28 protein-coding genes and 1 pseudogene are annotated in these 26,030 nt (G+C 73.2%); 19 read left to right on the forward strand and 10 right to left on the reverse strand.

What is annotated here, in order from left to right:
• Nucleotides 1-25: 25 nt before the first annotated feature.
• Together ACFV2X_RS15245 and ACFV2X_RS15250 are read right to left on the reverse strand one after the other, a co-directional pair.
• Entirely contained in the window at nucleotides 26-397 is a 372-nt protein-coding gene (locus tag ACFV2X_RS15245; protein WP_385616248.1) for a fic family toxin-antitoxin system, toxin component, read from the reverse strand.
• Complete coding sequence (locus ACFV2X_RS15250) at nucleotides 394-621, reverse strand: antitoxin (protein WP_385616250.1); 228 nt, start codon at nucleotides 619-621, stop codon at nucleotides 394-396. Before ACFV2X_RS15250 ends, ACFV2X_RS15245 begins: the two co-directional genes overlap by 4 nt.
• A gap of 108 nt (nucleotides 622-729) precedes the next feature.
• Between ACFV2X_RS15250 and ACFV2X_RS15255 the strand changes: the two genes are divergently transcribed.
• From ACFV2X_RS15255 to ACFV2X_RS15265, 3 genes are all read left to right on the forward strand, one after another.
• A complete protein-coding gene (locus ACFV2X_RS15255; protein ID WP_385616252.1) occupies nucleotides 730-1,155 on the forward strand; it encodes a GNAT family N-acetyltransferase in 426 nt (141 codons plus the stop codon).
• Nucleotides 1,156-1,298: 143 nt separating this feature from the next.
• Complete coding sequence (locus tag ACFV2X_RS15260; protein WP_385616254.1) at nucleotides 1,299-2,672, forward strand: hemolysin family protein; 1,374 nt, start codon at nucleotides 1,299-1,301, stop codon at nucleotides 2,670-2,672.
• The gene (locus ACFV2X_RS15265) at nucleotides 2,669-3,673 is read left to right on the forward strand and encodes a hemolysin family protein (RefSeq protein WP_385616256.1); all 1,005 of its coding nucleotides are present in this window, start codon (nucleotides 2,669-2,671) and stop codon (nucleotides 3,671-3,673) included. Before ACFV2X_RS15260 ends, ACFV2X_RS15265 begins: the two co-directional genes overlap by 4 nt.
• Nucleotides 3,674-3,725: 52 nt before the next feature.
• Here ACFV2X_RS15265 and ACFV2X_RS15270 read toward each other — a convergent pair whose 3' ends face one another.
• The gene (locus ACFV2X_RS15270) at nucleotides 3,726-3,947 is read right to left on the reverse strand and encodes a hypothetical protein (protein WP_014181418.1); all 222 of its coding nucleotides are present in this window, start codon (nucleotides 3,945-3,947) and stop codon (nucleotides 3,726-3,728) included.
• A 134-nt stretch (nucleotides 3,948-4,081) separates the two neighbouring features.
• Entirely contained in the window at nucleotides 4,082-4,288 is a 207-nt protein-coding gene (locus ACFV2X_RS15275; RefSeq protein ID WP_358642111.1) for a hypothetical protein, read from the reverse strand.
• An 81-nt stretch (nucleotides 4,289-4,369) separates the two neighbouring features.
• Between ACFV2X_RS15275 and ACFV2X_RS15280 the strand changes: the two genes are divergently transcribed.
• From ACFV2X_RS15280 to mug, 3 genes are all read left to right on the forward strand, one after another.
• The gene (locus ACFV2X_RS15280; RefSeq protein ID WP_385616259.1) at nucleotides 4,370-5,140 is read left to right on the forward strand and encodes an SGNH/GDSL hydrolase family protein; all 771 of its coding nucleotides are present in this window, start codon (nucleotides 4,370-4,372) and stop codon (nucleotides 5,138-5,140) included.
• A gap of 149 nt (nucleotides 5,141-5,289) precedes the next feature.
• Nucleotides 5,290-6,723: an adenylosuccinate lyase gene (purB, locus tag ACFV2X_RS15285; RefSeq protein WP_385616261.1), complete on the forward strand. Its 1,434-nt coding sequence runs from the start codon at nucleotides 5,290-5,292 to the stop codon at nucleotides 6,721-6,723.
• 19 nt (nucleotides 6,724-6,742) lie between these two features.
• On the forward strand, nucleotides 6,743-7,291 hold the full coding sequence (mug, locus tag ACFV2X_RS15290; protein ID WP_385616263.1) for a G/U mismatch-specific DNA glycosylase: 549 nt from the start codon (nucleotides 6,743-6,745) through the stop codon (nucleotides 7,289-7,291).
• Between the two features lie 88 nt (nucleotides 7,292-7,379).
• On the opposite strand, the gene ACFV2X_RS15295 is transcribed toward mug, so the two are convergent.
• The 3 genes from ACFV2X_RS15295 to ACFV2X_RS15305 are packed head-to-tail and all read right to left on the reverse strand — an operon-like array spanning nucleotide 7,380 to nucleotide 9,579.
• Nucleotides 7,380-7,820: a hypothetical protein gene (locus tag ACFV2X_RS15295; protein ID WP_385616265.1), complete on the reverse strand. Its 441-nt coding sequence runs from the start codon at nucleotides 7,818-7,820 to the stop codon at nucleotides 7,380-7,382.
• Nucleotides 7,821-7,860: 40 nt separating this feature from the next.
• Nucleotides 7,861-8,583, reverse strand: a complete 723-nt coding sequence (locus ACFV2X_RS15300) for an ABC transporter permease (protein WP_385616267.1) — start codon at nucleotides 8,581-8,583, stop codon at nucleotides 7,861-7,863.
• 6 nt (nucleotides 8,584-8,589) lie between these two features.
• The gene (locus ACFV2X_RS15305; protein WP_385616269.1) at nucleotides 8,590-9,579 is read right to left on the reverse strand and encodes an ATP-binding cassette domain-containing protein; all 990 of its coding nucleotides are present in this window, start codon (nucleotides 9,577-9,579) and stop codon (nucleotides 8,590-8,592) included.
• 100 nt (nucleotides 9,580-9,679) lie between these two features.
• On the opposite strand from ACFV2X_RS15305, the gene ACFV2X_RS15310 reads away from it, so the two are divergent.
• The 8 genes from ACFV2X_RS15310 (at nucleotide 9,680) to ACFV2X_RS15345 (ending at nucleotide 17,314) form a co-directional block, all read left to right on the forward strand.
• Entirely contained in the window at nucleotides 9,680-10,999 is a 1,320-nt protein-coding gene (locus tag ACFV2X_RS15310) for a sensor histidine kinase (RefSeq protein WP_385616271.1), read from the forward strand.
• A 9-nt stretch (nucleotides 11,000-11,008) separates the two neighbouring features.
• Nucleotides 11,009-11,662 (forward strand): response regulator, encoded by a 654-nt coding sequence (locus tag ACFV2X_RS15315; protein ID WP_385616273.1) that lies wholly within the window; start codon nucleotides 11,009-11,011, stop codon nucleotides 11,660-11,662.
• Nucleotides 11,663-11,729: 67 nt separating this feature from the next.
• Nucleotides 11,730-12,998, forward strand: coding sequence for an ROK family protein (locus tag ACFV2X_RS15320; RefSeq protein ID WP_385616275.1), 1,269 nt, complete (start codon nucleotides 11,730-11,732; stop codon nucleotides 12,996-12,998).
• A 25-nt stretch (nucleotides 12,999-13,023) separates the two neighbouring features.
• Nucleotides 13,024-13,758, forward strand: coding sequence for an SMI1/KNR4 family protein (locus ACFV2X_RS15325; RefSeq protein ID WP_385616277.1), 735 nt, complete (start codon nucleotides 13,024-13,026; stop codon nucleotides 13,756-13,758).
• A 48-nt stretch (nucleotides 13,759-13,806) separates the two neighbouring features.
• Entirely contained in the window at nucleotides 13,807-14,181 is a 375-nt protein-coding gene (locus tag ACFV2X_RS15330) for an ArsR/SmtB family transcription factor (RefSeq protein ID WP_385616279.1), read from the forward strand.
• Nucleotides 14,178-14,663 carry an SRPBCC domain-containing protein gene (locus ACFV2X_RS15335; protein WP_385616281.1) on the forward strand — a complete coding sequence of 162 codons (486 nt, stop codon included), beginning with the start codon at nucleotides 14,178-14,180 and terminating at the stop codon, nucleotides 14,661-14,663. Before ACFV2X_RS15330 ends, ACFV2X_RS15335 begins: the two co-directional genes overlap by 4 nt.
• A 77-nt stretch (nucleotides 14,664-14,740) precedes the next feature.
• Nucleotides 14,741-15,712 carry an aminoglycoside phosphotransferase family protein gene (locus ACFV2X_RS15340; RefSeq protein WP_385616283.1) on the forward strand — a complete coding sequence of 324 codons (972 nt, stop codon included), beginning with the start codon at nucleotides 14,741-14,743 and terminating at the stop codon, nucleotides 15,710-15,712.
• Nucleotides 15,713-15,751: 39 nt separating this feature from the next.
• The gene (locus tag ACFV2X_RS15345) at nucleotides 15,752-17,314 is read left to right on the forward strand and encodes a PH domain-containing protein (protein WP_385616284.1); all 1,563 of its coding nucleotides are present in this window, start codon (nucleotides 15,752-15,754) and stop codon (nucleotides 17,312-17,314) included.
• Between the two features lie 3 nt (nucleotides 17,315-17,317).
• Here the strand turns inward: ACFV2X_RS15345 and ACFV2X_RS15350 are convergent, their stop codons facing one another.
• On the reverse strand, nucleotides 17,318-18,070 hold the full coding sequence (locus tag ACFV2X_RS15350; protein ID WP_089511740.1) for a GntR family transcriptional regulator: 753 nt from the start codon (nucleotides 18,068-18,070) through the stop codon (nucleotides 17,318-17,320).
• Nucleotides 18,071-18,203: 133 nt separating this feature from the next.
• On the opposite strand from ACFV2X_RS15350, the gene ACFV2X_RS15355 reads away from it, so the two are divergent.
• Complete coding sequence (locus ACFV2X_RS15355; RefSeq protein ID WP_385616287.1) at nucleotides 18,204-18,983, forward strand: SDR family NAD(P)-dependent oxidoreductase; 780 nt, start codon at nucleotides 18,204-18,206, stop codon at nucleotides 18,981-18,983.
• On the opposite strand, the gene ACFV2X_RS15360 is transcribed toward ACFV2X_RS15355, so the two are convergent.
• Nucleotides 18,977-19,954 (reverse strand): RNA polymerase sigma-70 factor, encoded by a 978-nt coding sequence (locus ACFV2X_RS15360; protein ID WP_385616289.1) that lies wholly within the window; start codon nucleotides 19,952-19,954, stop codon nucleotides 18,977-18,979. The genes ACFV2X_RS15355 and ACFV2X_RS15360 overlap by 7 nt on opposite strands.
• 142 nt (nucleotides 19,955-20,096) lie before the next feature.
• On the opposite strand from ACFV2X_RS15360, the gene ACFV2X_RS15365 reads away from it, so the two are divergent.
• Entirely contained in the window at nucleotides 20,097-20,927 is an 831-nt protein-coding gene (locus ACFV2X_RS15365) for an alpha/beta fold hydrolase (RefSeq protein ID WP_385616291.1), read from the forward strand.
• 30 nt (nucleotides 20,928-20,957) lie between these two features.
• Here ACFV2X_RS15365 and ACFV2X_RS15370 read toward each other — a convergent pair.
• A pseudogene (locus ACFV2X_RS15370) lies at nucleotides 20,958-22,148 on the reverse strand (DMT family transporter); the annotation flags it as partial.
• A 47-nt stretch (nucleotides 22,149-22,195) separates the two neighbouring features.
• On the opposite strand from ACFV2X_RS15370, the gene ACFV2X_RS15375 reads away from it, so the two are divergent.
• From ACFV2X_RS15375 to ACFV2X_RS15385, 3 genes are all read left to right on the forward strand, one after another.
• Nucleotides 22,196-23,665: a PLP-dependent aminotransferase family protein gene (locus tag ACFV2X_RS15375; protein WP_385616293.1), complete on the forward strand. Its 1,470-nt coding sequence runs from the start codon at nucleotides 22,196-22,198 to the stop codon at nucleotides 23,663-23,665.
• 88 nt (nucleotides 23,666-23,753) lie between these two features.
• On the forward strand, nucleotides 23,754-25,346 hold the full coding sequence (locus ACFV2X_RS15380; protein WP_385616455.1) for an alkaline phosphatase D family protein: 1,593 nt from the start codon (nucleotides 23,754-23,756) through the stop codon (nucleotides 25,344-25,346).
• Nucleotides 25,347-25,376: 30 nt separating this feature from the next.
• Complete coding sequence (locus tag ACFV2X_RS15385; RefSeq protein ID WP_385616295.1) at nucleotides 25,377-25,901, forward strand: DUF1990 family protein; 525 nt, start codon at nucleotides 25,377-25,379, stop codon at nucleotides 25,899-25,901.
• Nucleotides 25,902-26,030 lie beyond the last annotated feature (129 nt).

Consider the following 26,030-nt stretch of genomic DNA (forward strand, 5'->3'; position numbering starts at 1 on the left):
CGCCCCGATCGCGGCGGCACGCCGCTCACGCGCTCCAGCTGCGCAGCTCGGCGGCGATGGCGTGGACGTCGGCGGTACCGTCCTTGACCAGGCGGGCCAGGTCGCGGACGCGCTCGGGGGTGGTGGCGATCGCCAGCCCGCTGGCGATGAGATACGCGTACGCGACGGCCGACGCGAACAGCGCGTTCGACCGCTCCAGGGCGGGCACCAGCAGAAGCAGCTGCAGCAGGGCGGCGGCCCTGGTCTGCGGGTCGGTGTAGATGGGCGTGCCGAATATCTCGGCTTCATGTCTGCTGACGGCGGCGACCAGTGCCCCGTAGTCGGTGACCTGCGGGTCTCCGGGGGTGCTGCGCTCGGCGACCATCAACAGCCAGGCGAGGTCGATCCGCACATTCAAGAGCGCGCCTCGCCCTCCTTGCCGAACTCCTCGTCGAATACGGTCCGGTACTGCTGCATGAAGTCGGCGGCCGCTTCCACGAAGGTATGGCCGACCTCTCCGGCGTCCTTGCGGACGAGCTCTTCGATGTAGCGGTTCATGCTCATGCCCCGCTGCAGCGCGCGCTCCCGCGCCACCTCCGCGGTGGCCTCGTCGACCCGGACGTTCAGCTGTGTCTTCGCCACAGCCTCACGCTAGCGCCTATCCGCTAGCATCCACAAGCCGGATCTCGTATCGCGGGACCGGCGCCAATTCGATCGACGCCGCGCCCCAGGCGGTGATGGGATCGCGCCATGAACGATCTCGCCATACGCACCGCGGCGCCCGCGGACCTCGACACCGTACTGACCTTCTGGAAGGAGGCGGCCGAGGGCACCAGCATCAGCGACGACCGGAACGGCGTGGCCCGCCTGCTCGACCGCGACCCCGAATCGCTGCTGCTGGCCGAGCGGGGCGGCGAGCTCGCCGGGACCGTGATCGCGGGCTTCGACGGCTGGCGCTGCCATCTCTACCGGCTCGCCGTGCACCCCGACCACCGGCGCCAGGGCGTGGGGACCGCCCTCCTCCAGGCGGCCGAGGAGCGGTTCGCCGCGCTCGGCGGGCGGCGCGGCGACGCGATGGTGCTGGACCGCAACGACCTGGCCCACCACGCGTGGCGAGCGGCGGGCTACGCCCCGCAGCCGGAGTGGAGCCGCTGGGTCAAGCCGCTCGGCTCCTGACCCGACGCCGGGCCCTGACCCCCGGCGCCAGGCACCCGAACGCCCACGAAAAGGCATGGGCCGTCCTCCCACGGGTGACCCGCCCGATAGCGACATCGCGCGCTCCTCCCGTCGCTGCCGGACCATGGGACATGGGTGAACCGATGACCGAAGTGCTTCTCCTGGCCGTGGCGCTCCTGCTGGCCCTCGCCTGCGGCGGGTTCGTGGCGGCGGAGTTCTCGCTGACCACCGTCGAGCGCAGCGAGCTCGAGCGGGCGGTCGAGAGCGGGGAGCGGGGCGCGGCCAGTGCGCTGAAGGCCGTGCGCAGCCTGACCTTCCAGCTCTCCGGCGCCCAGCTCGGCATCACCGTCACCAATCTGGTGGTCGGCATGCTCGCCGAGCCGTCCGTCGCCGCGCTGCTGGCCGGGCCGCTGAAGGCGATGGGGGTGCCGGACTCCGCCGTCCGCTCGGTCGCCCTGGTGATCGGCACGGCCCTGTCGACGGTCGTGCTGATGGTCGTCGGCGAGCTGGTCCCGAAGAACTGGGCCATCTCCAGCCCGCTGCCCGTCGCCCGGGCCGTCGCCACCCCGCAGCGCGCCTTCAGCTCCGCCTTCCGCCCGTTCATCGCCCACCTCAACAACGCCGCCAACCGCACGGTGCGCCGGATGGGCCTGGAGCCCGCCGAGGAGCTGGCCTCGGCGCGCAGCCCGCAGGAGCTGGTCGCGCTGGCCCGGCACTCCGCCCGGGAGGGCGCCCTGGAGGCGGACACCGCCGAGCTGTTCGTGAGGACCCTGAACCTGCGGGAGCTGACCGCGGAGAATGTGATGACCCCGCGGGTGCAGGTCATCGCCCTGGACGTACGGGCCACCGCCGAGGACATCGCGAACGCCACCCGCGCCACGGGCCTGTCCCGCTTCCCCGTCTACCGCGGCAGCCTGGACACGGTCGTCGGCACCGCCCACATCAAGGACGTGCTCGCCGTCCCCGCCGAGCAGCGTCTCCGCCACCCCGTGTCGGAGCTGATGCGCGAGCCGCTGCTCGTCCCCGCGTCGCTCACCGTGGACCGGGTACTCGACCGGCTCTCGGGGGAGCGCAGCATGGCCGTGGTCATCGACGAGTACGGCGGCACCGCCGGGGTCGTCACCCTGGAGGACATCGTCGAGGAGGTCGTCGGCGAGGTCCGCGACGAGCACGACCCGCACGAGAAGCCCGACCTGGCCCCGGTCGGCACGGGCCCGGAGGGCCGGACGCTGTACGACGCGGACGGCGCGGCCCGCGTCGACCAACTGGAGGCGCTCGGCATGCCGGTGCCGCACGGCCCGTACGAGACGCTGGCCGGGCTGGTGGCCACCGAGCTCGGCCGGATCCCGGTGCGGGGCGACGCTCTGGAGGTGGCGGGCTGGGGCATCGAGGTGGTCGACGACTCCGGCCACCGGGCCGCGCGGGTGCGGCTGCGGGCGCCGCTGCCGTACGCGGGGGAAGCCAGGCGCGCCGGGGAGGCCGAGCGCGGCGGGGACGGCGAGGGGGCGGCCCGATGACGCTGCTGCAGCTGCTGATCGGCCTGCTGACGCTGGTCGCCAACGCCTTCTTCGTGGGCGCCGAATTCGCCCTCATCTCGGTGCGGCGCAGCCAGATAGAGCCGCGCGCCGAGCGGGGCGACCGGCGGGCCCGTGCCGTGCTGTGGGGCCTGGAGCACGTCTCCGCGCTGCTCGCCGCGGCCCAGTTGGGCATCACGCTGTGCACGCTGGTGCTGGGCGCCGTCGCGGAACCGGCCTTCGCGCATCTGCTGGAGCCGGTCTTCCACGCGGTGGGGCTGCCCCTGGGGCTGGTCCATCCGGTCGCGTTCGTGATCGCGCTGACCGCGGCGACCTATCTGCACATGCTGTTCGGCGAGATGGTCCCCAAGAACGTGGCGCTGGCCGAGCCGGTGCGCACGGCGCTGGTCCTGGGCCCGCCGCTGGTCGCCCTGGCGCGCGGCCTGCGCCCCGTGATCTTCGCCGTCAACGCCTTCGCCAACGCCCTGCTGAAGCTGATGCGTGTGGAGCCCAAGGGCGAGGTGTCGGCGACCTTCTCCGACGACGAGCTGGTCCGTGTGGTCGTGGACTCCAGCGAGGCCGGGCTGCTGGACGACCGGGCCACCGAGCGGCTGCGGGACGCCCTCGAGCTGGGCCGCCGCCGAGTGCGCGACGTGGTGCTGCCCCTGGAGCGGGTGGTCTCCGCACGGCTCGGGGTGACGCCCGAGGAGCTGGAGCGGCTGTCGGCCACGTCCGGCTTCTCACGCTTCCCGGTGGTCGACGACTCGGGGCGTATCCAGGGCTATCTGCACGTCAAGGACGCGTTGGACGCGCGCCCGCGCGACGTGCCGTTCCGCCTCGATCAGCTGCGCCCGATCGCCCGCGTGCGGTCCCAGACGGCGCTGGACGACGTGCTGACCGCGATGCGCGACAGCCGGACACACCTCGCCGCCGTCATCGGACCCGACGGGCGCCTGGAGGGCCTGGTCACCATGGAGGACGTACTGCGCGAGCTGGTCGCCTGACGCGACGGTCCGGGCAGCTCCCCTCCCCCTCCCCCGTCTCCCCCGCCTCCCATCACTCGTCCCGCCGTGACTCGTGCGCGATGATGCACGCCTGCCAGTGGGCCAGCGCCTCGGCCTTGCCCCCGCCCCCTTCCTCCGCCACGGCCAGCAGCGCGTCGGCGGCCATCGCGGCCAGCCGGACGGCCACTCTGCACACATCCCGCCGCTCCAGCGGGTCCAGCAGGGCGACGGCCCCCTCTCCGTCGTCGGCGAGCGCGGCGGCCACGATGGCCATGGTCGTACGGTCGCATTCAAAGGCATCCACGCCGACCAGACTGCCCCGATGCGCCCCATCCGGAACCCGGCACGGGCCAACCGAGGGATCCGCCGGGCGCGCGGGGCGCGCGCGGGCCTGGTTTCGCGTGCGCCTTAGGCGGGCCGGGTGGCGGACGGGTCATAGCGGAAAATCGTGTACTCGATCCGTCCGATGACCTTCGTCCTGCTGGTCCGCCGGTAGAGCTCGGGCGGCCGGAAGATGTTGTCGTCGTAGATGTCGGCGCCCGGCTCCAGGTTCCAGCTGGCGGTCGTGCCGTTGCGCGCCCCGCCCTCGAAGTAGATGTTGGTCATCGTCCCCATGCGGCTCATCATGCGCGCGCCCGCCGCCGTGCGCAGCCCGCGGGAGCCTGCGGGATTCCGCGGGATAGGATCACCCGCGCCATGCGGATGAACACCACCTACACCAGCTTCGTCGCCGTCGGCGACTCCTTCACCGAGGGCATGTCCGACGGGCTGCCGGACGGCTCCTACCGGGGTTGGGCCGATCTGCTCGCGGCGCGCCTCGCGGCCCGTACCCCCGGCTTCCGTTACGCGAACCTCGCCGTGCGCGGCAAGCTCATCGGGCAGATCGTCGACGAGCAGGCGGACCCGGCGGCGGCGATGGGCGCGGACCTGGTGACGCTGGTCGGCGGGCTGAACGACGTGCTGCGGCCCAAATGCGATGTGGAGCAGGTCTGCGGGCTGCTGGAGGAGGCCGCGGGGCGGCTGGCGCCCAGCTGCAAGCAGCTGGTGCTGATGCGCAGCCCGGGGCGGCGCGGGCCGGTGCTGGTGCGGTTCCTGCCGCGGATGGAGCGGCTGTTCTCCTTCATCGACGAGCTGGCGGCGCGGCACGGCGCGATCGTCGTGGACCTCTTCGCCTCCGAGGCGCTGGGCGATCCGCGGATGTGGGCGGACGACCGGCTGCACCTGAACGCCGAGGGGCACCGCCGGGTGGCCGAGGCGGTCTGGCAGTCGCTGGGACACGATCCGGAGGACGACTGGAACGCCCCGCTGCCGCCCGCCGTACGGCCCGGCTGGGTCGCCCGGCGCACCTCGGACGCGCGCTTCGCCCGCGAACACCTCGGGCCGTGGATCGGCCGACGGCTGACGGGCCGCTCCTCGGGCGACGGACGCCCGCCGAAGCGGGCCGAGCTGCTGCCGTACGAGGGCTGAGCCGCAGCATGACGGGGGCTGACCCGCAGGTCGACCGGGGCTGAGCCGCAGCATGACCGGGGCTGATCCGCTGCTGGCCGCGGTGCCGACCACCGGCTCGCCATGACCACCGCGCTGGCCTGCGTATACGCCCAGTAGACTGTCTCCCCGTGACTGGTAAGCCGCGCATCCCGAACGTCCTGGCCGGCCGCTACGCCTCGGCGGAGCTGGCCGTCCTGTGGTCCCCCGAGTACAAGGTGACGCTGGAGCGGCGGCTGTGGCTCGCCGTGCTGCGCGCCCAGAAGGACCTCGGGATCGAGGTGCCGGACGCCGCCCTCGCCGACTACGAGCGGGTCCTGGAGACCGTCGACCTGGCCTCGATCGCCGAGCGCGAGAAGGTCACCCGGCACGATGTGAAGGCGCGGATCGAGGAGTTCAACGCGCTCGCCGGGCATGAGCACGTCCACAAGGGGATGACCTCCCGCGATCTGACCGAGAACGTGGAGCAGCTGCAGATCCGGCTCTCCCTGGAGCTGGTCCGCGACCGTACGGTCGCGACGCTGGCCCGGCTGGGGAAGCTGGCCGCCGAACACGCCGAGCTGGTCATGGCCGGGCGCTCGCACAACGTGGCGGCGCAGGCCACGACCCTCGGCAAGCGCTTCGCGACCGCGGCCGACGAGCTGCTGGTGGCCTACGGGCGGCTGGAGGAGTTGCTGGCCCGCTACCCGCTGCGCGGCATCAAGGGCCCGGTCGGCACCGCGCAGGACATGCTGGACCTGCTGGGCGGCGACACGGCCAAGCTGGCCGAGCTGGAGCGGCGGATCGCCGGGCACCTGGGCTTCGGGCAGGTCTTCACCTCCGTCGGCCAGGTCTACCCGCGCTCGCTCGACTACGAGGTGGTCACCGCGCTGGTGCAGCTGGCCGCGGGCCCCTCCTCGCTCGCCAAGACGATCCGGCTGATGGCCGGGCACGAGCTGGTGACCGAGGGCTTCAAGCCCGGCCAGGTCGGCTCCTCCGCCATGCCGCACAAGATGAACACCCGCTCGTGCGAGCGCGTCAACGGCCTCATGGTGATCCTGCGCGGCTATGCCTCGATGACCGGCGAGCTGGCGGGCGACCAGTGGAACGAGGGCGATGTGTCCTGCTCGGTGGTGCGCCGCGTCGCGCTGCCGGACGCCTTCTTCGCCTTCGACGGGCTGCTGGAGACCTTCCTGACGGTGCTCGACGAGTTCGGCGCCTTCCCCGCCGTCGTCGCCCGCGAGCTGGACCGCTACCTCCCCTTCCTCGCGACGACGAAGGTGCTGATGGGCGCGGTGCGGGCCGGGGTGGGCCGCGAGGTGGCGCACGAGGCCATCAAGGAGAACGCGGTCGCCTCGGCGCTCGCGATGCGCGAGCAGGGCGCCGAGCGCAACGAACTGCTCGACAAGCTCGCCGCCGACCAGCGGATCCCGCTGGACCGCGGCCAACTGGACGCGCTGATGGCCGACAAGCTGTCCTTCACGGGCGCGGCCGCCGACCAGGTCGCCGCCGTGGTCGCCCGGATCGAGGAGATCGCCAAGCGCCACCCGGAGGCTGCGGCGTACGCGCCCGGGGCGATCCTCTGACCCGGCCGGACACCCCGCGATGACCCCCGCCGAACTGGAAGCCGCCCGCGACCGCCTCGTACCCGACGTGGCCGCGGACGGCCTCCGCGTGCTCTTCTGCGGTATCAACCCGGGGTTGATGACCGCCGCGACCGGCCACCACTTCGCCCGCCCGGGCAACCGCTTCTGGCCAGTCCTGCACGCCTCGGGCTTCACCCCGCGCCGGCTCCAGCCGTCCGAGCAGCAGGAGCTGCTGGGGTACGGCCTGGGGATCACCAATGTCGTCGCCCGTGCCAGCGCGCGGGCCGACGAGCTGAGCGACGAGGAGTACCGCGAGGGCGGGCGGATCCTGGCCGAGAAGGTCGCCCGGCTGCGCCCGCGGTGGCTCGCCGTCGCCGGGGTGACCGCGTATCGGGTCGCCTTCGGCGACAAGCGGGCCAGGATCGGCCCGCAGGAGCGCACCATCGGCACCACCCGGATCTGGGCCCTGCCCAACCCCAGCGGGCTCAACGCCCACTGGACCCTGGCCACGATGGCCGAGGAGTTCGGCCGGCTGCGCACCGCCGCGTACGCCGACGGTGACGGCTGACGGCTGACGGCTGACGGCTGACGGCTGACGGCTGACGGCTGACGGCTGACGGCTGACGGCTGACGGCTGACGGCTGACGGCTGACGGCTCAGCGCACGCTTCCCTCTCCTATCGCCGCGACCAGTTGCAGGGGCAGTTCACGGTCCCCCTGTCCTATCCCGAGCCCTATCCAGCGCCCGTCGGTCCGCCAGCCGTACACCCGACCCACATAGCCGCACAGCGACCGCAGCGGCTCCGGCACCGGCTCGCCCATGGCGTCACGCTCCAAGTGGTCGGCCAGGTCGAGGACTTCGGGCTCGCCCCAGCGTAAGGACAACACCTGGACCAGCACCCGCAGCTCGGCCTCGAACTCCTCCTCGACCTCGATCAGGCGCTCCAGATCCGCGTCCCAGAAGTCCTCGCTGACGCGGAGGTCGGCGACATGGAAGCCGGGGCCGCTCGCCACGGCCCCGACGACGCCGCGCCGGTCGGGGAAGTCCCGGGCGCGCAGCAGGTCGATGGTCGCCAGATGGTCCGCCGTGCTGGTCATGCTCTCAGTAAACATTCTGGGTCCGACAACTGGCCGCCCGTCAGGTGTCCCGGCGCTCGATCGCCAACCGCCCGCAGAACACCGCGGCCGCCGTGTACAGCGCCAGCACCCCGAGCCCTGTCCACGCGCCCAACGGACCTTCGGGAGCGGCGTGCAGGACCTGCTGACCGGCCTGGTCGGGGAGGAACCTGGTGGCGGACGTGGCGCCGAACACCGGGGACAGGAAGGTGACGATGGGCACGACCAGCGCCAGGCTGCCCACCGAACTGCGCAGCACGGCGGCGACGCCCGAGGCCAGCACCGTCAGCAGGGCGAGATAGATCCCGCAGCCGACCGCCGCGCGCAGCGCCCCCGGGGCGTCCAGGCCCACGCCCTCGTCACCGAGCAGCGCCTGGCTGACGAGCAGCGACGCGAATCCGGTGACCAGGCCGACGGCCAGGGCACACAGGCCCACGACGGTCAGCTTGCACCCGTAGTACAGGCCGCGCCGGGGGACGGCGGCGAGCCAGACGCGAATGCCTCCGCCGGTGTACTCGTGTCCCACCGCGAGCACGCCGAAGCTGACGGCGGCGATCTGCCCGAAGGCCAGGCCGAAGAAGGAGGAGAAGACCGGATCGAAGTCGCTCTGTCTGCCGTCTTCGACCGCGCTCACCAGCGCCGAGATGCCGGTGGTGGCCACCAGACCGCCGAGGAGGGCGATCAAGAGGGATCGCAGGGTGCGGATCTTCATCCACTCGGAGTGCAGCACCGCTTTGACTGACATCTACTCTCAAACCTCCTGCTTCGCTGTGTTTACCGTGTTCGCTGTGTTTGCCGTCTTGGCTGCAACTGCCGAAGCGGGCGCGACCGCCGTGTACTCCGCGTCGTCCGCGGTGAGCCGCAGATACGCCTGCTCCAAGGACGCCTTGTCGTCGGCCAGTTCGAGGAGCGGGATGCCGTGGCGGGCGGCGAGCGTGCCGACCTCCTCCGGTGTGGCCGCGTCGACCGCCCAGTGGTCCGGCCCGTCCGGTTCCGCGGTCAGCCCCGCGCGGGTCAGCTCCGAACGCAGCCGCTCCGGCTCGGTGGTGCGCACCCGTACCCGCGGTCGGCTGCGCTCCTTGATGAACGCGTCCATGGACATGTCGGCGAGCAGCCTGCCCCGCCCGAGCACGACGAGGTGATCGGCGGTCAGCGCGGTCTCGGCCATGAGATGGCTGGAGACCAGGACGGTGCGGCCCTCTCCGGCCAGCCGCTTCATGAGCGTACGGATCCAGATGATGCCCTCGGGGTCGAGCCCGTTGGCCGGTTCGTCGAGCATCAGCACCGGCGGGTCGCCGAGCAGCGCCGCCGCGATGCCGAGCCGCTGCCGCATGCCGAGCGAGAATGTGCGTACGCGCCGCTTCGCGGCCGAGGCCAGCCCCGACTCCTCCAGCACGGCGTCGACCCGGCTCGCGGGGACGCGGTTGCTGAGCGCCAGGCACAGCAGGTGGTCCCGGGCGGTGCGGGCGCCGTGGGCGGCGCCCGCGTCCAGCAGCGCGCCGACGTGGCGCAGCGGCTCGTCGTACGCACGGTACGGGCGGCCGCCGACGGTGGCGGTGCCGGAGTCGGGCCGGTCCAGGCCGAGCACGATCCGCATGGTGGTGGACTTGCCGGCGCCGTTGGGCCCCAGGAAACCGGTGACCCGGCCGGGCTCCACCCGGAAGGTCAACCCGTCCGCGGCGCGCACCGCCCCGTAGTCCTTGGTCAGTTCGTGTACGTCGATCGACGTCGCGGTGATCATGGTCTCCACGGTCCCGTGCCGGGCCGGCCGTGGCTTCCCCCGCGAGCGGGGTCGTGCTCCCCCGCGCGGGGGAGGGCGCGGATGTGGGGCGCAGGGCACGATGGTCGACGTGTCGACATCGCCCACCGCCCCCACCGCCCTCGCCACCCTCACCGCCCGTGTCCCGCGCGCCGCACGGACCGTCCTCGCCCCGCTGACCCGGGCGGTCACCTATACGCGCTGGCTGCATCTGCTGATGGGGGCCGTGGTGGCGGCGGTGTGCGGTCTGGTCTACCCCGGGCTCTTCGATCTCCGCCCCGCCGACATGCTGTGGCTGCCCGTGCTGCCGGTGCTGCCGCTGGTCGCCGTGGCGATGGTGCCGGCCACCCGGCTGGCGGAGGGGTTGCAGGCACGCCTGCTGCTGACCCCCGGAGAACATGCGCGCCACCAGCAGGGCCACCTCGCCCCGAGGATCGCCGCCGCGCCGTCCGCGTCCTGGGGCGACCGGGGGCGTACCGCGCTGTGGCTGGTCCTGCGGCTGGAGGCCGGCTGTCTGACGGCGCTGCTGAGCCTCCAACTGCCCGGTCTGACGGCGGCGCTGGTCGACGCGGCGTCCCAGGGCACGCCCGCGCCGGTCATGGGCGTACGGATCGGCGGCCACCACTGGTGGTACGCGCTGCTCGCCCCGCTCCCCCTGGCCGCCCTGATGGCCCTGGTCGTGGCCGCCGGGAGGCTGATGACGGCGGCCGCGACCCGCCTGCTGGGCCCGTCGGCCGCGGAGCGGCTGGCCGCGCTGGAGGAGCGTACGGAGCGGCTGCTGGAACACAACCGGCTCGCCCGCGAGTTGCACGACTCCATCGGACACGCGCTCACGGTCGCCGTGGTGCAGGCGGGCGCGGCGCGGGCGGCGGGCTCGGCGGAGTTCACGGACCGCGCCCTGGCCGCGATCGAGGAGACCGGGCGGCATGCGCTGGAGGACCTGGAGCGGGTGCTGCGGCTGCTGCGCGAGGACACCGCCCGGGGCCCGGCCGACCGCCCCGGCCTGGCCGACGCCGAGCGCCTGCTGGAGTCGGCGCGGGCGGCGGGCTCGACGCTCGACGCGAAGGTGTCCGGCCCGCTGGAGGAGCTGCCAGGACCGGTGTCCCGCGAGGGCTACCGCATCCTCCAGGAGGCGCTGACGAATGTGTTGCGGCACGCGGGCCCGGTGCCGGTGGCCGTACGGGTCGATGTCGCCGCGGACACGGGGTTGCTGCGGCTGGACGTACGCAACCCCCTGCCGGACCCTGGCACGGGACTCGGCACGGGTCTGGGCAGCGGTCTGCGTGGCATCCGCGAGCGGGCGGCGCTGCTGGGCGGGGAGGCGGAGGTGGGCCCGTACGAGGGCGAATGGCGCCTGAGCGTGACCCTCCCGGCGGACCGCACACCGACAAACGCGCATTAAGGTGATCGGGTGTCGATCAGCGTCCTCCTCGTCGACGACGAGCAGCTGGTGCGCGCCGGGTTGCGCGCGATCCTGGAGTCCCAGCCGGACATCCGGGTCATCGGCGAGGCCGCCGACGGCGCCTCGGTGGTGCCGCTGGTACGGCAACTGCGGCCGGACGTGGTCGCGATGGACGTCCGGATGCCACTGCTCGACGGCATCGAGGCAACCCGCGCCGTGCTGCGGTCGGTCCCCGACCCGCCCCGGATCCTGGTCGTGACGACCTTCGAGAACGACGAGTACGTCTACGAGGCGCTGCGCGCCGGGGCGGACGGCTTCCTGCTCAAGCGCGCCCGCCCCGCCGAGATCGTGCACGCGGTGCGCCTGGCCGCGGAGGGCGAGTCGTTGCTGTTCCCGGCGGCCGTGCGGTCCTTCGCCGCGGCCCGCGGCGGCAACGAGCGCGCCCGCGAGGCGATGGAGCGGGCGGCGCTCACCGAACGCGAGGCGGAGGTGTTGCGGCTGATGGCCCGCGGCCTGTCGAACTCCGAGATCGCCGGCCACCTGGTCATCGGCGCCGAGACGGTCAAAACACACGTGAGCGCGGTGCTCGCGAAACTGGGTGCGCGGGACCGCACCCAGGCGGTGATCGCGGCGTACGAGTCGGGGTTCGTGGTGCCCGGCTGACGGAGCTCTCGCCGCGCCCCCTTCCAGCGGCTACGATCCGGCAGACACGCACAGTAGGGAGGCCCACGTGGGGCGGCTCACCGGCGGGGATCCGTCCCTGCTGCGGCGCATCAACTCCGCCGTCGTCCTGCACGCGCTGCGCGCGGCGACCGTCTCCGCCGACGTCCAGGACCCCGGCGACGGCACGGACCCCGACGGCCGTGCGGGCCCCGACCGCGCCGACGACCGCGGGGTCGACCGGGCAGCACCCGGCTGCGCCACCCTCACCGATCTGACCCGGGTGACCGGCCTGTCCCGCCCCACCGTCGAGGGCGTGGTCGAGGGGCTGACCGCCGACGGCCTGGTGGTGGAGGTGCCCGCGGAGGAGGGCGGTGTCCGCCGCCAGGGGCGCCCCGCCCGGCGTTTCCGCTTCCGGGCCGAGGCCGGCCATCTGCTCGGTGTCGAGATAGGCGCCCACCGCGTCGGCGCCCTGCTGACGGACCTCGACGGCCGTCCGCTCGGCTCCACGGTGCGGGAAGTGTCCGAGAAGGCGCCGGCCGACGAGCGTCTGGACCGGGTCCGTACCGCCGTCGCCGACCTGCTGCGCCGGGCCGGCGTGGCGCGCTACTCGCTGCGGGCGGTGGGTGTCGGCAGCCCGGGCATCGTGGATGCCGACGGTACCGTCCACCTGAGTACGGCCCTCCCCGGCTGGACCGGTCTGCGCCTCGGGGAGCGGCTGCGGCGTTCCTTCCGCTGCCCGGTGCTCGTCGAGAACGACGCCAACACCGCAGCCGTGGCCGAGCACTGGAAGGGCGCGGCCGTCGGCTCCGACGATGTCGTCTACGTCGTGGCGGGTCTGAGCCCCGGCGCCGGTTCGCTGATCGGCGGCCGGCTCCACCGCGGCTTCGGCGGCGCCGCGGGCGAGATCGGCGCCCTCCATCTGCTGGGCCGCGAGGCCACCCCGGAAGAGATGCTCTCCACGACCGGCGAACCGCTCAACCCTCTCGACGAGGACCAGGTCGCCCGGGTCTTCGCCCTCGCCCGCGCCGGGGACACCCGCGCCCGCGCGGCCGTCGACCGCTTCATCCGTCGCCTCGTCCACGATGTGGCGGCCCTCGTCCAGGCCCTCGACCCCGAGGTCGTCGTGGTCGGCGGCTGGGCCTCAGGGCTCGACGGCATCCTCGACCCCCTCCGCGAGGAACTCGCCCGCTACTGCCTCCGCCCACCCCAGGTCGCCCAGTCCCTGCTCGGCGAGGCGGCAGTGGTGACCGGCGCGCTGCGACTGGCCCTCGACCATGTGGAAGAGGAGCTTTTCGCCGTGGAGTCCACGGTCACCACCCGCCGCGGGGGGCGCTGAGTCCCATCGGCGTACGGTGGTGGCGGTGTCGGATTCCCGAGGAGTGGCGATGGGCGGGACCTGGGCGGGGGTGCGGGAGCGGGTGCTCGCGCTGCGGAAGGCGCCGCGGTGGTGGGCGGTGTTCGGCGCAGATTTCCCCGACCACGGCCACAACTTCGAGCTGCTGCCCGTCCTCACCGAGGAGCAGTTGGGGGCGGTGGAGCGGCGGCTGGGGACCGAACTCCCCGAGGAGTACCGCACGTTTCTCCTGGAGGTGGGCGCCGGCGGCGCGGGCCCCTTCTACGGGCTGTTCCCGATGAAACCCCCCGGCCCCGACACCCCGCCCGCCACCGGCCACTGCGCGCTGCCGTTCCGCCCCGAGCTCTCGGCCGAGCTCGACGAGCACATGTACGCGGAGCCCCGGAGGGCCGACTACCCGGACGGCGACACCTTCGACGACACCTTCGCCGCCATCTACGCCGCCTGGGACGCCCGCCACGACGAACTGCTCGACTCCGTGACCGAGGGCACGCTCTGCATCAGCCACCAAGGCTGCGCGTACTACTCGCTCCTCGTGGTCACCGGGCCCCTCAGCGGCACCATATGGGACGACATACGGGCCCTCGGCGAGGGCGTCGCCCCGGCCGAGCTGCGCGGCGGAACGGGGCACGTCTCGTTCGCGGAGTGGTATCTGGACTGGCTCGACCGCGCGGAGCGCCGCGCCTGGGACGAGACCACCGAGCCCCCGCCACGCCTCAAGTTCGCCTCCGGCCAGAGCTGACTCGCGCGGCCTTGCGCCGCGTGCGCCACAGCGCTAACCTACAACCAAATGGTTGTAGATGAATCGACCGACGCGACCGTGGACCGCCTGTTCCACGCGCTGGCCGACGCCACCCGGCGCAACATCCTCCACCGCTGTGTGCGGGGCGAGCTGTCGGTGTCGCGGCTGGCCGAGGACTACCCCATGAGCTTCGCCGCGGTGCAGAAGCATGTGGCGGTACTGGAACGGGCCGGGCTGGTCACCAAGCAGCGCCGCGGACGGGAGCAGCTGGTGCGGACCGACCCGGAGGCCATAGTCCGCGCGCGGCAGGTGCTCGACGAGCTCGAGACGGCCTGGCGCGGGCGAGTGAGTCGGATGGCCGACCTGCTCGCGGAGGACTCCGACCCCCAAGAGAACAACCCGACGGAAGGACGAGACCGATGAGTGTCACCAGCCTGGACAAGGACTTCGACAGTCTGACCCTCACCCTGATCGCCGACTTCACCGCACCGGTCGAACGGGTGTGGCGGCTGTGGGCCGACCCGCGGCAGCTGGAGCGCTGGTGGGGTCCGCCGACCTACCCGGCGACCATGGAGCAGCACGATCTGACCCCGGGCGGAGAGGTCGCCTACTTCATGACCGGCCCGGAAGGCGACAAGCACCACGGCTGGTGGCGTATCACCTCGGTCAGCCCGCCGACGTCCCTGGAGTTCACCGACGGCTTCGCCAACCCGGACGGGACACCGGCCGCCGACATGCCCACCACCACCGTGCGGGTGCTGCTGACCGAGCACGACGGCGGCACCCGGATGGAACTGCGCTCGGCCTACGACTCCCGGGAGCAGATGGAGCGGATGCTGGAGATGGGCATGGCCGAGGGTCTGCAGCAGGCGGTCGGCCAGATGGACGCCCTGCTCGTCGACTGACCCGGCCCGATCCGGTCTCACGGTGGCCCACCCTGAAGAGGGCAGTGGCCCACACTGAACAAGGGGGGTGGACCACGATGACACGCGATCCCGACGCCGATCTCGCCGCGGCGGCCCCGGGCCTGCCTTCGGCCACCGGCAGCCGGAGGATGGCCTGGGCGGCGATGCCACGCGAGCTGACCGTGCAGATCGAGCGGCTGCTCGGCTGCCCGGTGGCCAGCGCCATCAGCCAGCCGGGCGGGTTTTCCGAGGGGCTGGCCGCCCGGGTGCGCCTGGCGAACGGCGGACGCGCGTTCGTCAAGGCAGCCAGCTCGTCGACAGCGCCGGCCGTGGCGGACTTCCACCGCCGGGAGATCACGGTCTCGCGGCGGCTTCCCCCAGAGGCGTCGGCGCCACGGCTGCTGGATGCCTACGACGACGGCACCTGGGTGGTGCTGGTCTTCGAGGAGATCCAGGGACACCTGCCCGCTCAGCCGTGGCGGCCGGACGAGTTGGACCGGGTGATCGCGGCGGTCACCGATATGGCGACGGCTCTGACACCGTCCCCCGTCGAGGCGGCGGTCCTGAGCAGACCGCGCCTCGGCGGGTGGCCGGCCCTGGCGGAAGACGCCACCGCCCGGGCCAGGGTTGAGGAGCTGTCACCATGGGCGGCCCGCCACTTCGATGAACTCGCCACCCTGGAAGCGAATGCCTCGCTGGACGGCGACACGCTTCTGCACGGAGACCTGTACCCGTTCAACATCATGCTGACCGCGGACCGGGTGTTCGTCATCGACTGGCCGCACGCCTGGGTCGGGCCCCGCCACTGCGATCTCATCACGCTGCTGTCCAGCGCATCCCTCAGTGGCGTGGATCCACAGCCGATCGCCGAGAGCCACCCACTGCTACGCGCACTCGACCGCGTCCACGTCGACTCGGTGCTGGCGGCGCACGCCGGTTTTCTGCTGCGCTCCGCCGCCTCGGCCGGACCGGGCGCCGATCGCAACATCGTGGCCATGATGACCGCGTTGGGCCTCGCCTCGCTGCGCTGGCTGGGACGGCGGCTTTGAGGCGGTCCGGGGCGGCCTGGCCGGTGGCAGGATTTATTCATGACCGATGCCTGGGAAGTGACCTGCCGTTCCCCCTGGAAGCGCCCCCTGTGGTTCTTCGTGGGGCTCGGGGTGGCCGGGGCGGGCCTGGCCGTGGTGCGTTTGGTGTTCTGGGACGGGCTCTGGGATGTGTGGCTGGCGGGCGGGCTGGTGCTCGCGCTGGTGGGCGTCGTCTCGCTGCGCGGTGTCACCGCCCGGGTGAGCGCTGACACGCACGGCCTGCACACGCGGACACTGCTGCGCCGCCGGAGCGTGCCGTGGGGTGACGTCGCCGACCTGCGCGTACGTCTGAAGTACGCGAACACGCCCCGGGTCCAGGAGACCCGGGGCGTCAGCCTGGTGCTGCGCGACGGGCGTAAGCGGCTGCTGCCTCTGCCACGGAGCTGGTCGCCCCAGGACCCGGACTTCGACGCGAAGCTGGACGCGCTCCGCGCACTGCACCGCCGCTACGGAGCGCCGGAGTCGAGCCACGTGCCCGTCGTCTCGTACCGCACCGCCGGGCGTGGCTGGGTCGGGTCGCTGAGCCTGTGTGCGCTGCTGGTGGCGGGCGCGGGGGTGGCCGCGTGGTTTGTGCCGGGGATGGTGTCGGACGAGCGGGCGTGGCGGTCGGCCACTCCGTGCACCGCCGGGACGTCCGCCACCGAGCGCGACACATGCGTGTCCACCCTGTCGGCCGTGATCGCGCGGACCGACGTCAACGGGCTCAAGCAGCCCAGTTGGCTGTACTTCACGGAGAGTCGCCCACTGGAGCGGCTCGAGGTCTCGAGCGATGCCGCCGAGGAATTCAAAGCCGGCGACAGGGTCGAGCTGACCGTGTGGCGCGGCCAGGTGAGGGAGGTCGCCGGAGAGGGTCATAGGTGGCGCGAGCACATCCCCGCCGCCGGGGAAGTGGCCGTCATGGCGGCCCTGTTCGTCCTCGCCGCGGGCTATCCCGGCGCCCAGGTGCTGCTGCGGCTGCGCGGGCGCCGGCTGCCGGACGACGAAGTCCTGCCGTCGGCCCTTCCGTTCGCGGCCGCGCTCGCCGGTACGGCCCTGTGGTTGCTGCCGCTGTGCTATCTCCACCCCACGGCCCTGCTCGCCTCCCCCGGCTCGATCACCTGGGCTGCCACGGGCTCGCTGGTCACGGTGGGCCTGCTCACCTGGGCCTGGCGCGCCACCCGGGTCCGTACGCCCGCCGAGCCCCAGGTCACCGATGGTCCCGCCGAGCCGGACACGGAGGCGTTCCTGGCCGCCCGCTTCCTGGAGCACACCGACTACAACCCGCACGGCTTCGGCACCCACATCGTCCTCGGCGGCGGCCCGCCCGCGGTGACCCCCCATCCCGGCCCGGGGCGGTTCGCGGCGAAGCGGATACCGGTGGAACGGCTCAGCGTCGCGAACGTACGGCGCGCCCGGGGCAGCGATGGCGACACCGTCCCCCGCAGCTGGCACATCGCCGAACTCGACGACGCGGGCGAGCCGGTGCGCCTCGCGGCCGCCCCGGACGACCTGGTCCGTATCATCCGCGAGCTGGACCCCGCGAAGGCCCGGCAGCGGTCAGCCCAGCAGCGGTCGGCCCGGTAGCGGTCAGCTCGCCAGGAGTTCCACCGCCGGACCGTCGCCGAAGGTGAGGCGGCAGGTGTCGGCGCGGTAGGTGGCGACGGCCACGGCGACCGTGTGGCCGGCCGCGGTGTAGCGGGTGGTGACCACGAGGACGGGGGCGCCGGGCAGCCGGTCCAACTGCTTGGCGTCGTCGGCGCGGGCGGAGCCCAGTTCGACGGACTGCTCGCGGCCTTCGAGCGCGACACGGCGCAGTTCACGCAGAACCGCGCGGGCGCGGGCGGCGCCGGGCGGGGCGTCGATGGCGGTGAGGCCGGCCACGGAGTCGGACGGGACGTAAAGGAGCTCGGCGGCGATCGGCTGGCCGTGGCTGACACGGGTCCGGCGCACGGTGTGCACCAGGGTGCCGGGCGGTACGTCGAGGAGCCGGGCGACCGCGGCGGGCGGCTCCGCCTCCGTGCTGTCGACGGGCTGCCAGGCCGCGTCGTCGGCGTCGTCCGCGTCCTCCCAGCTGTGGGCCCGGTCGCCGACCGCGACGCCCATACGGGGCGGGGCGACGGTCGTGCCGACGCCTCGGCGGCGCTGCAACCTGCCCTCCAGCTCGAGCTGTTCGAGGGCCTGCCTGAGGGTGGCGCGAGCCACGCCGAAGCGGGCCGCGAGCTCACGCTCGTTGGGCAGGATCTCACCGATCGCGAACTCCGAGTCGAGCGCTTCGCTGAGCACGGTCTTCAGGTGCCAGTACTTGGGCTCCGGCACCGTTTCGAGCTGCGTGGTCCCCACCCTGTCCTCCGCAACAGATCTGCGTGCTGATAAGTGTGCTTCTTTATTAAAGGTTGTTGCAGTATCTAGTGCGACGATAAGGCGGCGCCCTGCCTTGGTCAAGACCAATCGACGGGCCGCCTAGGATGCGGCCATGACCTCAGACTCCTATCTCTCCGAGCTGTTCTCCCTGAACGGCCAGATCGCCGTGGTGACCGGCGGCAGTTCAGGCATCGGCCGCGCCATCGCCGGGGCCCTGGCGCGCGCGGGCGCGAGCCTCGTCGTCGTGGCGCGCAGGGAGGCGGAGTTGACCGCCACGGTCGAGGAACTGACGGCGGATGGCTGCCGTGCGGCCTGGGTGAGCGCCGATCTGAGCACGCGGGACGGAGTGCGCGCGGCGGCCGAGGAGGCGGTCGCGGCGTTCGGGGAGCCCGACATCCTCGTCAACAGCGCCGGGATCAACCTGCGGCCCCCGATGAGCGAGCTCGGCGAGGACGTATGGGACACCACGATGGCGGTGAACCTGGAGGCGCCCTATCTGCTGGGACAGCGGTTCGGCCCGAAGATGGCCGAACGGGGCTTCGGGCGGATCATCCACATCACCTCCCAGCAGGCGCACCGGGCGTTCGTGCAGAGCGGCGCGTACGGCGTCTCCAAGGGGGCGTTGGAGTCGCTGGCCCGGTCACAGGCCGAGGCGTGGTCGCCGTACGGCGTCACCTGCAACACGCTGGTGCCGGGGTTCGTGATGACACCGCTCAACACGCGGCTGTCCGCCGACCCCCAGCAGGTGGCGGCGCTGGCCGCGCGCACGATGGTCGGGCGCAACGGCCTGGCCGAGGACTTCGCGGGCGCGGCGGTGTTCCTGGCGAGCCGCGCCTCGGCCTATGTCACCGGGCAGGCGCTGTTCGTCGACGGCGGGCTGTCCGTTCACTGACCCCCGTCACGTTCACTGACGCCCGTCGCCTTCGCTGCCCCGTCACGTTCACTGCCCCCGTCACCGGGCCGCAACTCCGTCAGGTGTGTCAGCTTGTCGGGGTTGCGCATGATGTAAATGGCCTGGATCCGGCCGTCGGCGATATCGAGGGAGACAGCCGTGTCGGGCCGGCCGGCCGAGAACAGGATCATCGCGGGGCCGCCGTTGAGCTCGGTGAAGATCAGCTCCGGGTCCGGGACGGTGATGTCCTGGCCCACGGCCGCGAGGAAGCGGGCGATCTTGTCCGCCGTCTCCATGATCCGCAGCGGCGACTTGGCCTTGCCGTCGGTGTCGCCGATGAGGCGGACATCGGGCGCCAGCAGCGCGAGCAGCCCCTCGAGGTCGCCGCCCTGCGCGGCGGCCAGGAAGCGCTCCGTCAGATCGCGGCGCTGCCGCTGGTCCACCTCGAACCGCGGTTTGCGCTCGTCCACATGGCGCCGCGCCCGCCCGGCCAGCTGCCGCACCGCCGCCTCCGTGCGGTCCAGGGCGGTGGCGATCTCCCCGTACGGAAAGCCGAAGGCCTCGCGCAGCACGAACACCGCGCGCTCCAGCGGGGAAAGCGACTCCAGGACCACCAGCACGGCCAGCGAGACGGACTCGACGAGCACCGCGCGCTCGGCGGTGTCCGGGACGGTGTGGCCGAAGTCGGTGGCGATCGGCTCGGGCAGCCACGGACCGACGTACGACTCATGGCGGGCCTGCGCCTGCCGCAGCCGGTCGATGGCGAGCCGGGTGGTGATCCGTACGAGATAGCCACGGGGTTCGCGCACCGCCTCGCGGTCGGCCCCGGACCAGCGCAGCCACGCCTCCTGGACGACGTCCTCGGCGTCCGTCACCCGGCCCAGCATGCGGTAGGCCACTCCGGTCAGCAGGGAGCGGTGATCTTCGAAGACGTCCGTCGCGGCCCCGGCCGCGGTGTCAGAAGTGGCCACGCGGCCATCATCCCACCCTGCCGGGGCCCGGCCCGCACCGGGTCTACCCAGGGGTAACACCTGCTGACATCCTGTCTCGTAACGTCACCGCGTCAGTGCGTGTGTACACCACTGCGCCTGCCAACCGACGAGGAGCCGCCCTATGGCCGCCACCATCACCTTCCCCATCGACACGCCCACCGGGCGGCAGCCCACGCGCGTCGTCTACGAGCGGCGCGGCACCGGTCGGCCCCTGGTACTGCTGCACGGCATCGGACACCACTGGCAGGCATGGGAGCCGGTGCTGGACATCCTCGCCGTCGAGCGCGAGGTGACGGCCGTGGACCTGCCCGGCTTCGGGGAGTCCGCCGCGCTGCCGGACGGCGTCGGGTACGGCCTGGAGGACACGGTGCCCGTACTCGCCGCGCTGTTCGAAGCGCTCGACCTCGACCGTCCGGACGTCGCCGGGAACTCCCTCGGCGGGCTGCTCGCCCTCGAACTCGGCCGCCGCAAGCTCGTACGGTCCGTCACCGCACTCAGCCCGGCGCGGTTCTGGAGCGAGGCCGAACGCCGCTACGCCTCCGGGGTGCTGACGGCCATGCGGGTGGGCGCCCGGGCCATACCGCTGCCGCTGCTCGGCCGGCTGGCGCGGACGGCGGCCGGTCGGGTGGCGCTGACCGGCACCATCTACGCCCGGCCCGGGCGGCGTTCAGCCGAGGCGGTGGTCGCCGAGGCGCGAGCCATGCGCGAGGCGACCGGGTTCGAGGCCACCCTCGCGTCCGGGCGAGGCGCCACGTTCGCCGACGACGTCCCCGATGTGCCCGTCACCATCGGCTGGGGCACCCGCGACCGGGTACTGCTGCCCCGCCAGGGCGTCCGGGCCAAGCGCGCGATCCCCGCGGCCCGGCTGATCCGCCTCCCCGGCTGCGGCCACGTCCCCATGAACGACGACCCGGCCCTCGTCGCCCGCGTGATCCTGGACGGGAGCCGCTGACCCCACCATGTTCGAGCCCAGGGCCACGCCCAGGGCGACCAGAAGGCTGCCGGCCGCCTGCGCCGGGCCGTAGCCGCCCGTGCCGACGAGCGGTGCGGTCGCGGCGGCGGAGACCGGGATCAGGCCGGAGAACAGGGTGGCCCGCTCGGCGCCGATCCGCTGGACGCCGACGTACCAGCACACAAAGCCGACGACGGTCACCACGGCCGCCTGCCACAGCAGCGCCACCGCCTCGCCGCCGTCCGGCGCCCTCAGCCACCCCGCGCCGTCGAGCACCAGGCCGAGCAGCGCGGACTCGACGGTGGCGAGGCCGCACGCCACGGCGGACAGCAGCCGGGGGCCGAGCGGCCGCAGGACGGGGACGGCGAGCACGGCGAACCCCACCTCCCCCGCCAGCGCCCCCACCGACCACAGCAGCCCGGCCGTGTCCGTACGCCCCCACCCCTGCACGGTGAACGCCCCCGCGGCCACCGACAGCGCCCCCGCGACCACCACGGGAGCCGGGCGCCGCCCGTCGAGCGCGGGCGCGATCACGGCGACGACCACGGGCGCGCAGCCCACGAACACCCCCGGCACCGCGGGCTCCGCGCTGCGCTCCGCCGCCAGCACGGCCAGGTTGAACCCCACCATGCCCACGGCCGCGAGCGCCGCCAACCGCCCCCACTGCCGCCCGCTCAGCGCCCGCAACGGTCCGAGCACCGGCTGCCCGCCACGCCGGGCGAGCGGCAGCAGCAGAACGCAGGCGAGGCCATAGCGCAGCGCCTGGCCGCCCGCGTGCGGGTAGTGGCCGAGCACGCTGTTGGCGGTGAACGAGGCCCCGACCAGACAACACGCCACCCCCGCGAGCAGCGCCCCCAGCAAACTGTGCCGCGAAACGCGCCGCCGGCCGTCGCTGCGGCAAACGCGCCGCTCCGTGCCGCCGCCGGCTGTCGGCCGTGCGCCGCCGCCCGGCGCCCGCCCAGGCGCGACGGCCCCGGCGCTCGGCGCCGCGGGACGCCCGCCACGGCCGGGCCCCGGCGTATCGCGGGCCGCCGCAACGCGGTCCGCGGCACCGGCGATGACGTCGGTGGCGGCGCGACGGGCAGTGGCTCGACCGACCTGGGCGGCCGGGCTGCCGGCAGTGGCCCTGTCCGTATCGCGGCCAGGCGCGGTGGCGGCATCCGTGGGCTCGGGGGTGGCGGCCGAGGGGGGCGTGTCCCCCGGGGGATCGCTTTGTTTCATGGCGCCGACGCTAGGCAGCCGATCGGTGCCCTTTAAGGTCCAATCCGATGGCTGATTCACGGACCACTTCCTGGACCGCCGCCTGGGAGCTGCTGCTCCCCACCGCGGCCGCGCCGCCACGGCGGCGCGGGCGGGTGCTGCAGTCCGCGCTGCGCGAGGCGGTGCGCTCCGGGCGGATCGCGTCCGGGACGCGGTTGCCGTCCAGCCGTGAGTTGGCGGCCGACCTGGGGGTCTCGCGTGGTCTGGTGACCGACGCGTACGAGCAGTTGGCGGCCGAGGGGTACCTCAGCAGCAGCCGGGGCTCGGGCACCTGGGTGAGCGGGGCGGCGCAGGCCGCGGCGGTACGGGAGCACAGGCAGCCCGTCGCCGACGGCGCGCCCGGGACCGGGTTTCTGCCCGGCAGCCCCGATCTGGCGCTGTTCCCGCGCGCCGCGTGGTCGGCGGCGCATCGGCGGGTGCTGGCGCGGCTGGCGCACAGCGGGCTCGGGTATCCGGATCCGCGCGGGCTGCCGGAGTTGCGGGCCGCCGTGGCGGGGCTGCTCACCCGCCGCCGTGGGGTGGTGGCGGAGCCGGAGTGCGTGGTGATCTGCTCGGGCGTCGCGCAAGCCATGACGCTGCTGGGGTTCACGCTGGCCGGGCTTGGCCACCGGGCCGTGGCGGTGGAGGACCCCGGCAGCCCGGAGCACACCACGCTGCTCTCGGCCACGGGCCTGACGGCCCTCCCCGTGCCACTGGACGCGGAGGGCGTGTCCCTCGCCGCGCTGGCCGCGTCGGGCGCGCGGGCCGCCCAGCTCACCCCCTGCCACCAGTTCCCCTCGGGCATCGCGTATTCGGCGCGGCGCCGCCTGGAGTTGCTGGAGTGGGCGCGCGCCGTCGACGGGCTGCTGGTCGAGGACGACTACGACGGCGACTTCCGCTACGACCGGGCGCCGGTCGGCGCGCTGCAGGGCCTCGACCCGGCCCGGGTCGCCTATGCCGGTTCGGTCAGCAAGTCGCTCGCCCCGGGGCTGCGGCTGGGCTGGCTGGTGATACCCGAACAGCTGGTGGATCTGGTCGTGGAGCGCAAGCGGACCATGGATCTCGGCAATCCGACTCTCGATCAGGCGCTCATGGCCGACTTCATCGAACGCGGCGACTACGACCGGCAGTTGCGCCGCTGTCAGCGCGCCTACCGGGAGCGGCGCGACGCGCTGGTCGCCGCGCTGGCCGAACACTTTCCGGGCACGGAGGTGACCGGCATCGCCGCCGGGCTGCATGTCATCGCCCGGCTGCCGCGCCGGTACGGGCCCCAGGCGCGGTTCCTGGAGCGCGCGGTGCGGGCGGGGGTGGCACTGCGCCCGCTCGCCGACTTCGCGCACCGGCCCGACCGTACCCCCGGTCCCACGCCCGCCGCCCCCGACGACGGATGCGTACGTCTGGTGATGGGCTACGCCCATCTCTCCCCCGCCCGGATCGCCCAGGCCGTGGCCTTGATCGCCGATGCCGGGGCCCCGGGCCTTCCCGCCACCCCTCGGTGAGTTGTTCACTGTCCGTTCGAATGCGAGGCATCTGACAGCGATAGCAACGGGACGGCACAGCGGTTCCATGAGCAACGGGAGGTTCGGCATGGCGCGGGAATCCGACGGATCCGATAACAGAGGGCTCGGGCGGCGGGAGGTGTTGCTGGGTTCGGCTGCGGCGTCCGCCGCGCTGGCGGTGCCGACACTCGCGTCGGCGGCGTCGGCCGCGCCCGCGCAGGCGCTGTCCGGGCGGCCGAGCGCCCAGTGGGGCGTCCAGGTGGGCGACGTCACGACGTCCTCGGGCCTGGTGTGGGTACGGTCCGACCGCCCGGCCCGGATGGTCGTCGAGACGTCCGCGACCGAGTCGTTCGCGAAGGCGCGCCGCTGGCGGGGCCCGGTGCTGGGCGCCGGGAGCGACTTCACCGGCACCACCGCGCTGCACGGGCTGCCGCCGGGCACCCAGGTGCACTACCGGGTGCTGCTCGCCGACCCGGACGACCCGCGCCGCACCGGCGAGCCGGTGTACGGGACGTTCCGTACCGCACCGGCCCGCCGCCAGGGGCTGCGGTTCGTATGGTCGGGCGACCTGGCCGGGCAGGGCTGGGGCATCAACCCGGACCTCGGCGGCTACCGGATCTACGAGGAGATGCGCCGGCTGGACCCGGACTTCTTCCTGTGCAGCGGTGACAACATCTACGCCGACGGCCCGCTGGCGCAGAGCGTGACGCTGCCCGACGGCCGCACCTGGCGGAACATCACCACGGAGGAGAAGTCCAAGGTCGCCGAGACGCTGGCGGAGTACCGGGGCAACTTCCGCTACAACCTGCTCGACGCCAATCTCCGCCGCTTCAACGCCCAGGTGCCCACCATCATCCAGTGGGACGACCACGAGGTGCTGAACAACTGGTACCCGGGCGAGATCCTCACCGACGACCGCTACACCGAGAAGAACGTGAACGTGCTGGCGGCGCGCTCGCGGCAGGCCTTCAGCGAGTACTTCCCCATCTCCACGATGCGGCAGGACCCCGAGGGCCGGGTGTACCGGGTGCTGCGGCACGGCCCGCTGCTCGATGTGTTCGTGCTGGACTGCCGTACGTACCGCGACGCCAACTCCCCCGGCCGACAGCCCGAGGACACCCAGGGCATCCTCGGCGCCGAGCAGCTGGCCTGGCTGAAGCGGGAGCTGTCGGCATCGCGCGCGGTGTGGAAGGTGATCGCGTGTGACATGCCGCTGGGTCTTGTGGTCCCGGACGGGGCGACGGACTTCGAGGCCATCTCGCAGGGCGACCCGGGCGCGCCGCTGGGCCGCGAGCTCCAGATCGCGGAGCTGCTGCGGCACATCAAGCACCGGAAGATCACCGGCACGGTGTGGCTGACGGCGGACGTCCACTACACCAGCGCCCAGCACTACGACCCGTCGCGGGCGGCCTTCAAGGACTTCGCCCCGTTCTGGGAGTTCGTCTCCGGGCCGCTGAACGCGGGCGCGTTCCCGGCGGTGAAGCTGGACGGCACCTTCGGGCCGGAGCAGCCCTTCGTCAAGGCGCCGACCAGGGCGAACGTCTCGCCGGCCGAGGGCTTCCAGTTCTTCGGCGAGGTGGACATCGACGGGCACAGCGGCGAGCTGACGGTCCGGCTGCGCGAACTGGGCGGCACGGTGCTGTTCACCAAGGTGCTGCAGCCCGGGCGCGTCGGCCAGTGACGCGCGGGGCCGGGCTCGTACCGTACGGGCATGTCCCCAACCGGCCCCGTATCCCGTCTGACCTACCCGGAGACGGGCGCCACGCGCCAGTGGCCACTGCCCGCCGGCTACAGCCATCTCCGGGTGTCCGTCCCGGTGGGCCGCGGCCCCGACACGTTCGGGGCCGCGGGCCGGGCGGTGATGGACTGGCGGATGCACCGGGCGGTGGGGGTGTCGGTGCGCTGCTGGGAGCCGACCGCCGTGGCGGGCCTGCCCGTGGTGATCGGTCTTGGCGTGGGGCGGCTGCGGCTGCGCGCGCCGTGCCAGGTGGTGTGGACGGTGGCGGAGGAGACACGGACCGGCTTCGCGTACGGGACGCTGCCCGGCCATCCGGAGCGCGGCGAGGAGTCGTTCGTCGTCAGCCTGGAGCCGGACGCGGCCGTGGTGCTCACGGTGACGGCCTTCAGCCGCCCGGCGGTCTGGTACGCGCGGGCGGCCGGGCCGCTGGTGCCGCTCTTCCAGCGGGCGTACGTACGGCGCTGCGGGGCGGTGCTGCGGCGGCTGGCCGCGGCATGAGAACCTGAAGAAGCGGCATGAGCACCTGGAGAACCCCCAGAATCCGAAGGACTCGCGGTCCGACAGGCTCCACCTGCCAACCATGCCATTCCAGGCAAAATGGGTTTGCTTCACAATTGCCCTCTTAAC

Source organism: Streptomyces sp. NPDC059679 (assembly GCF_042734105.1).
Lineage (GTDB): Bacteria > Actinomycetota > Actinomycetes > Streptomycetales > Streptomycetaceae > Streptomyces.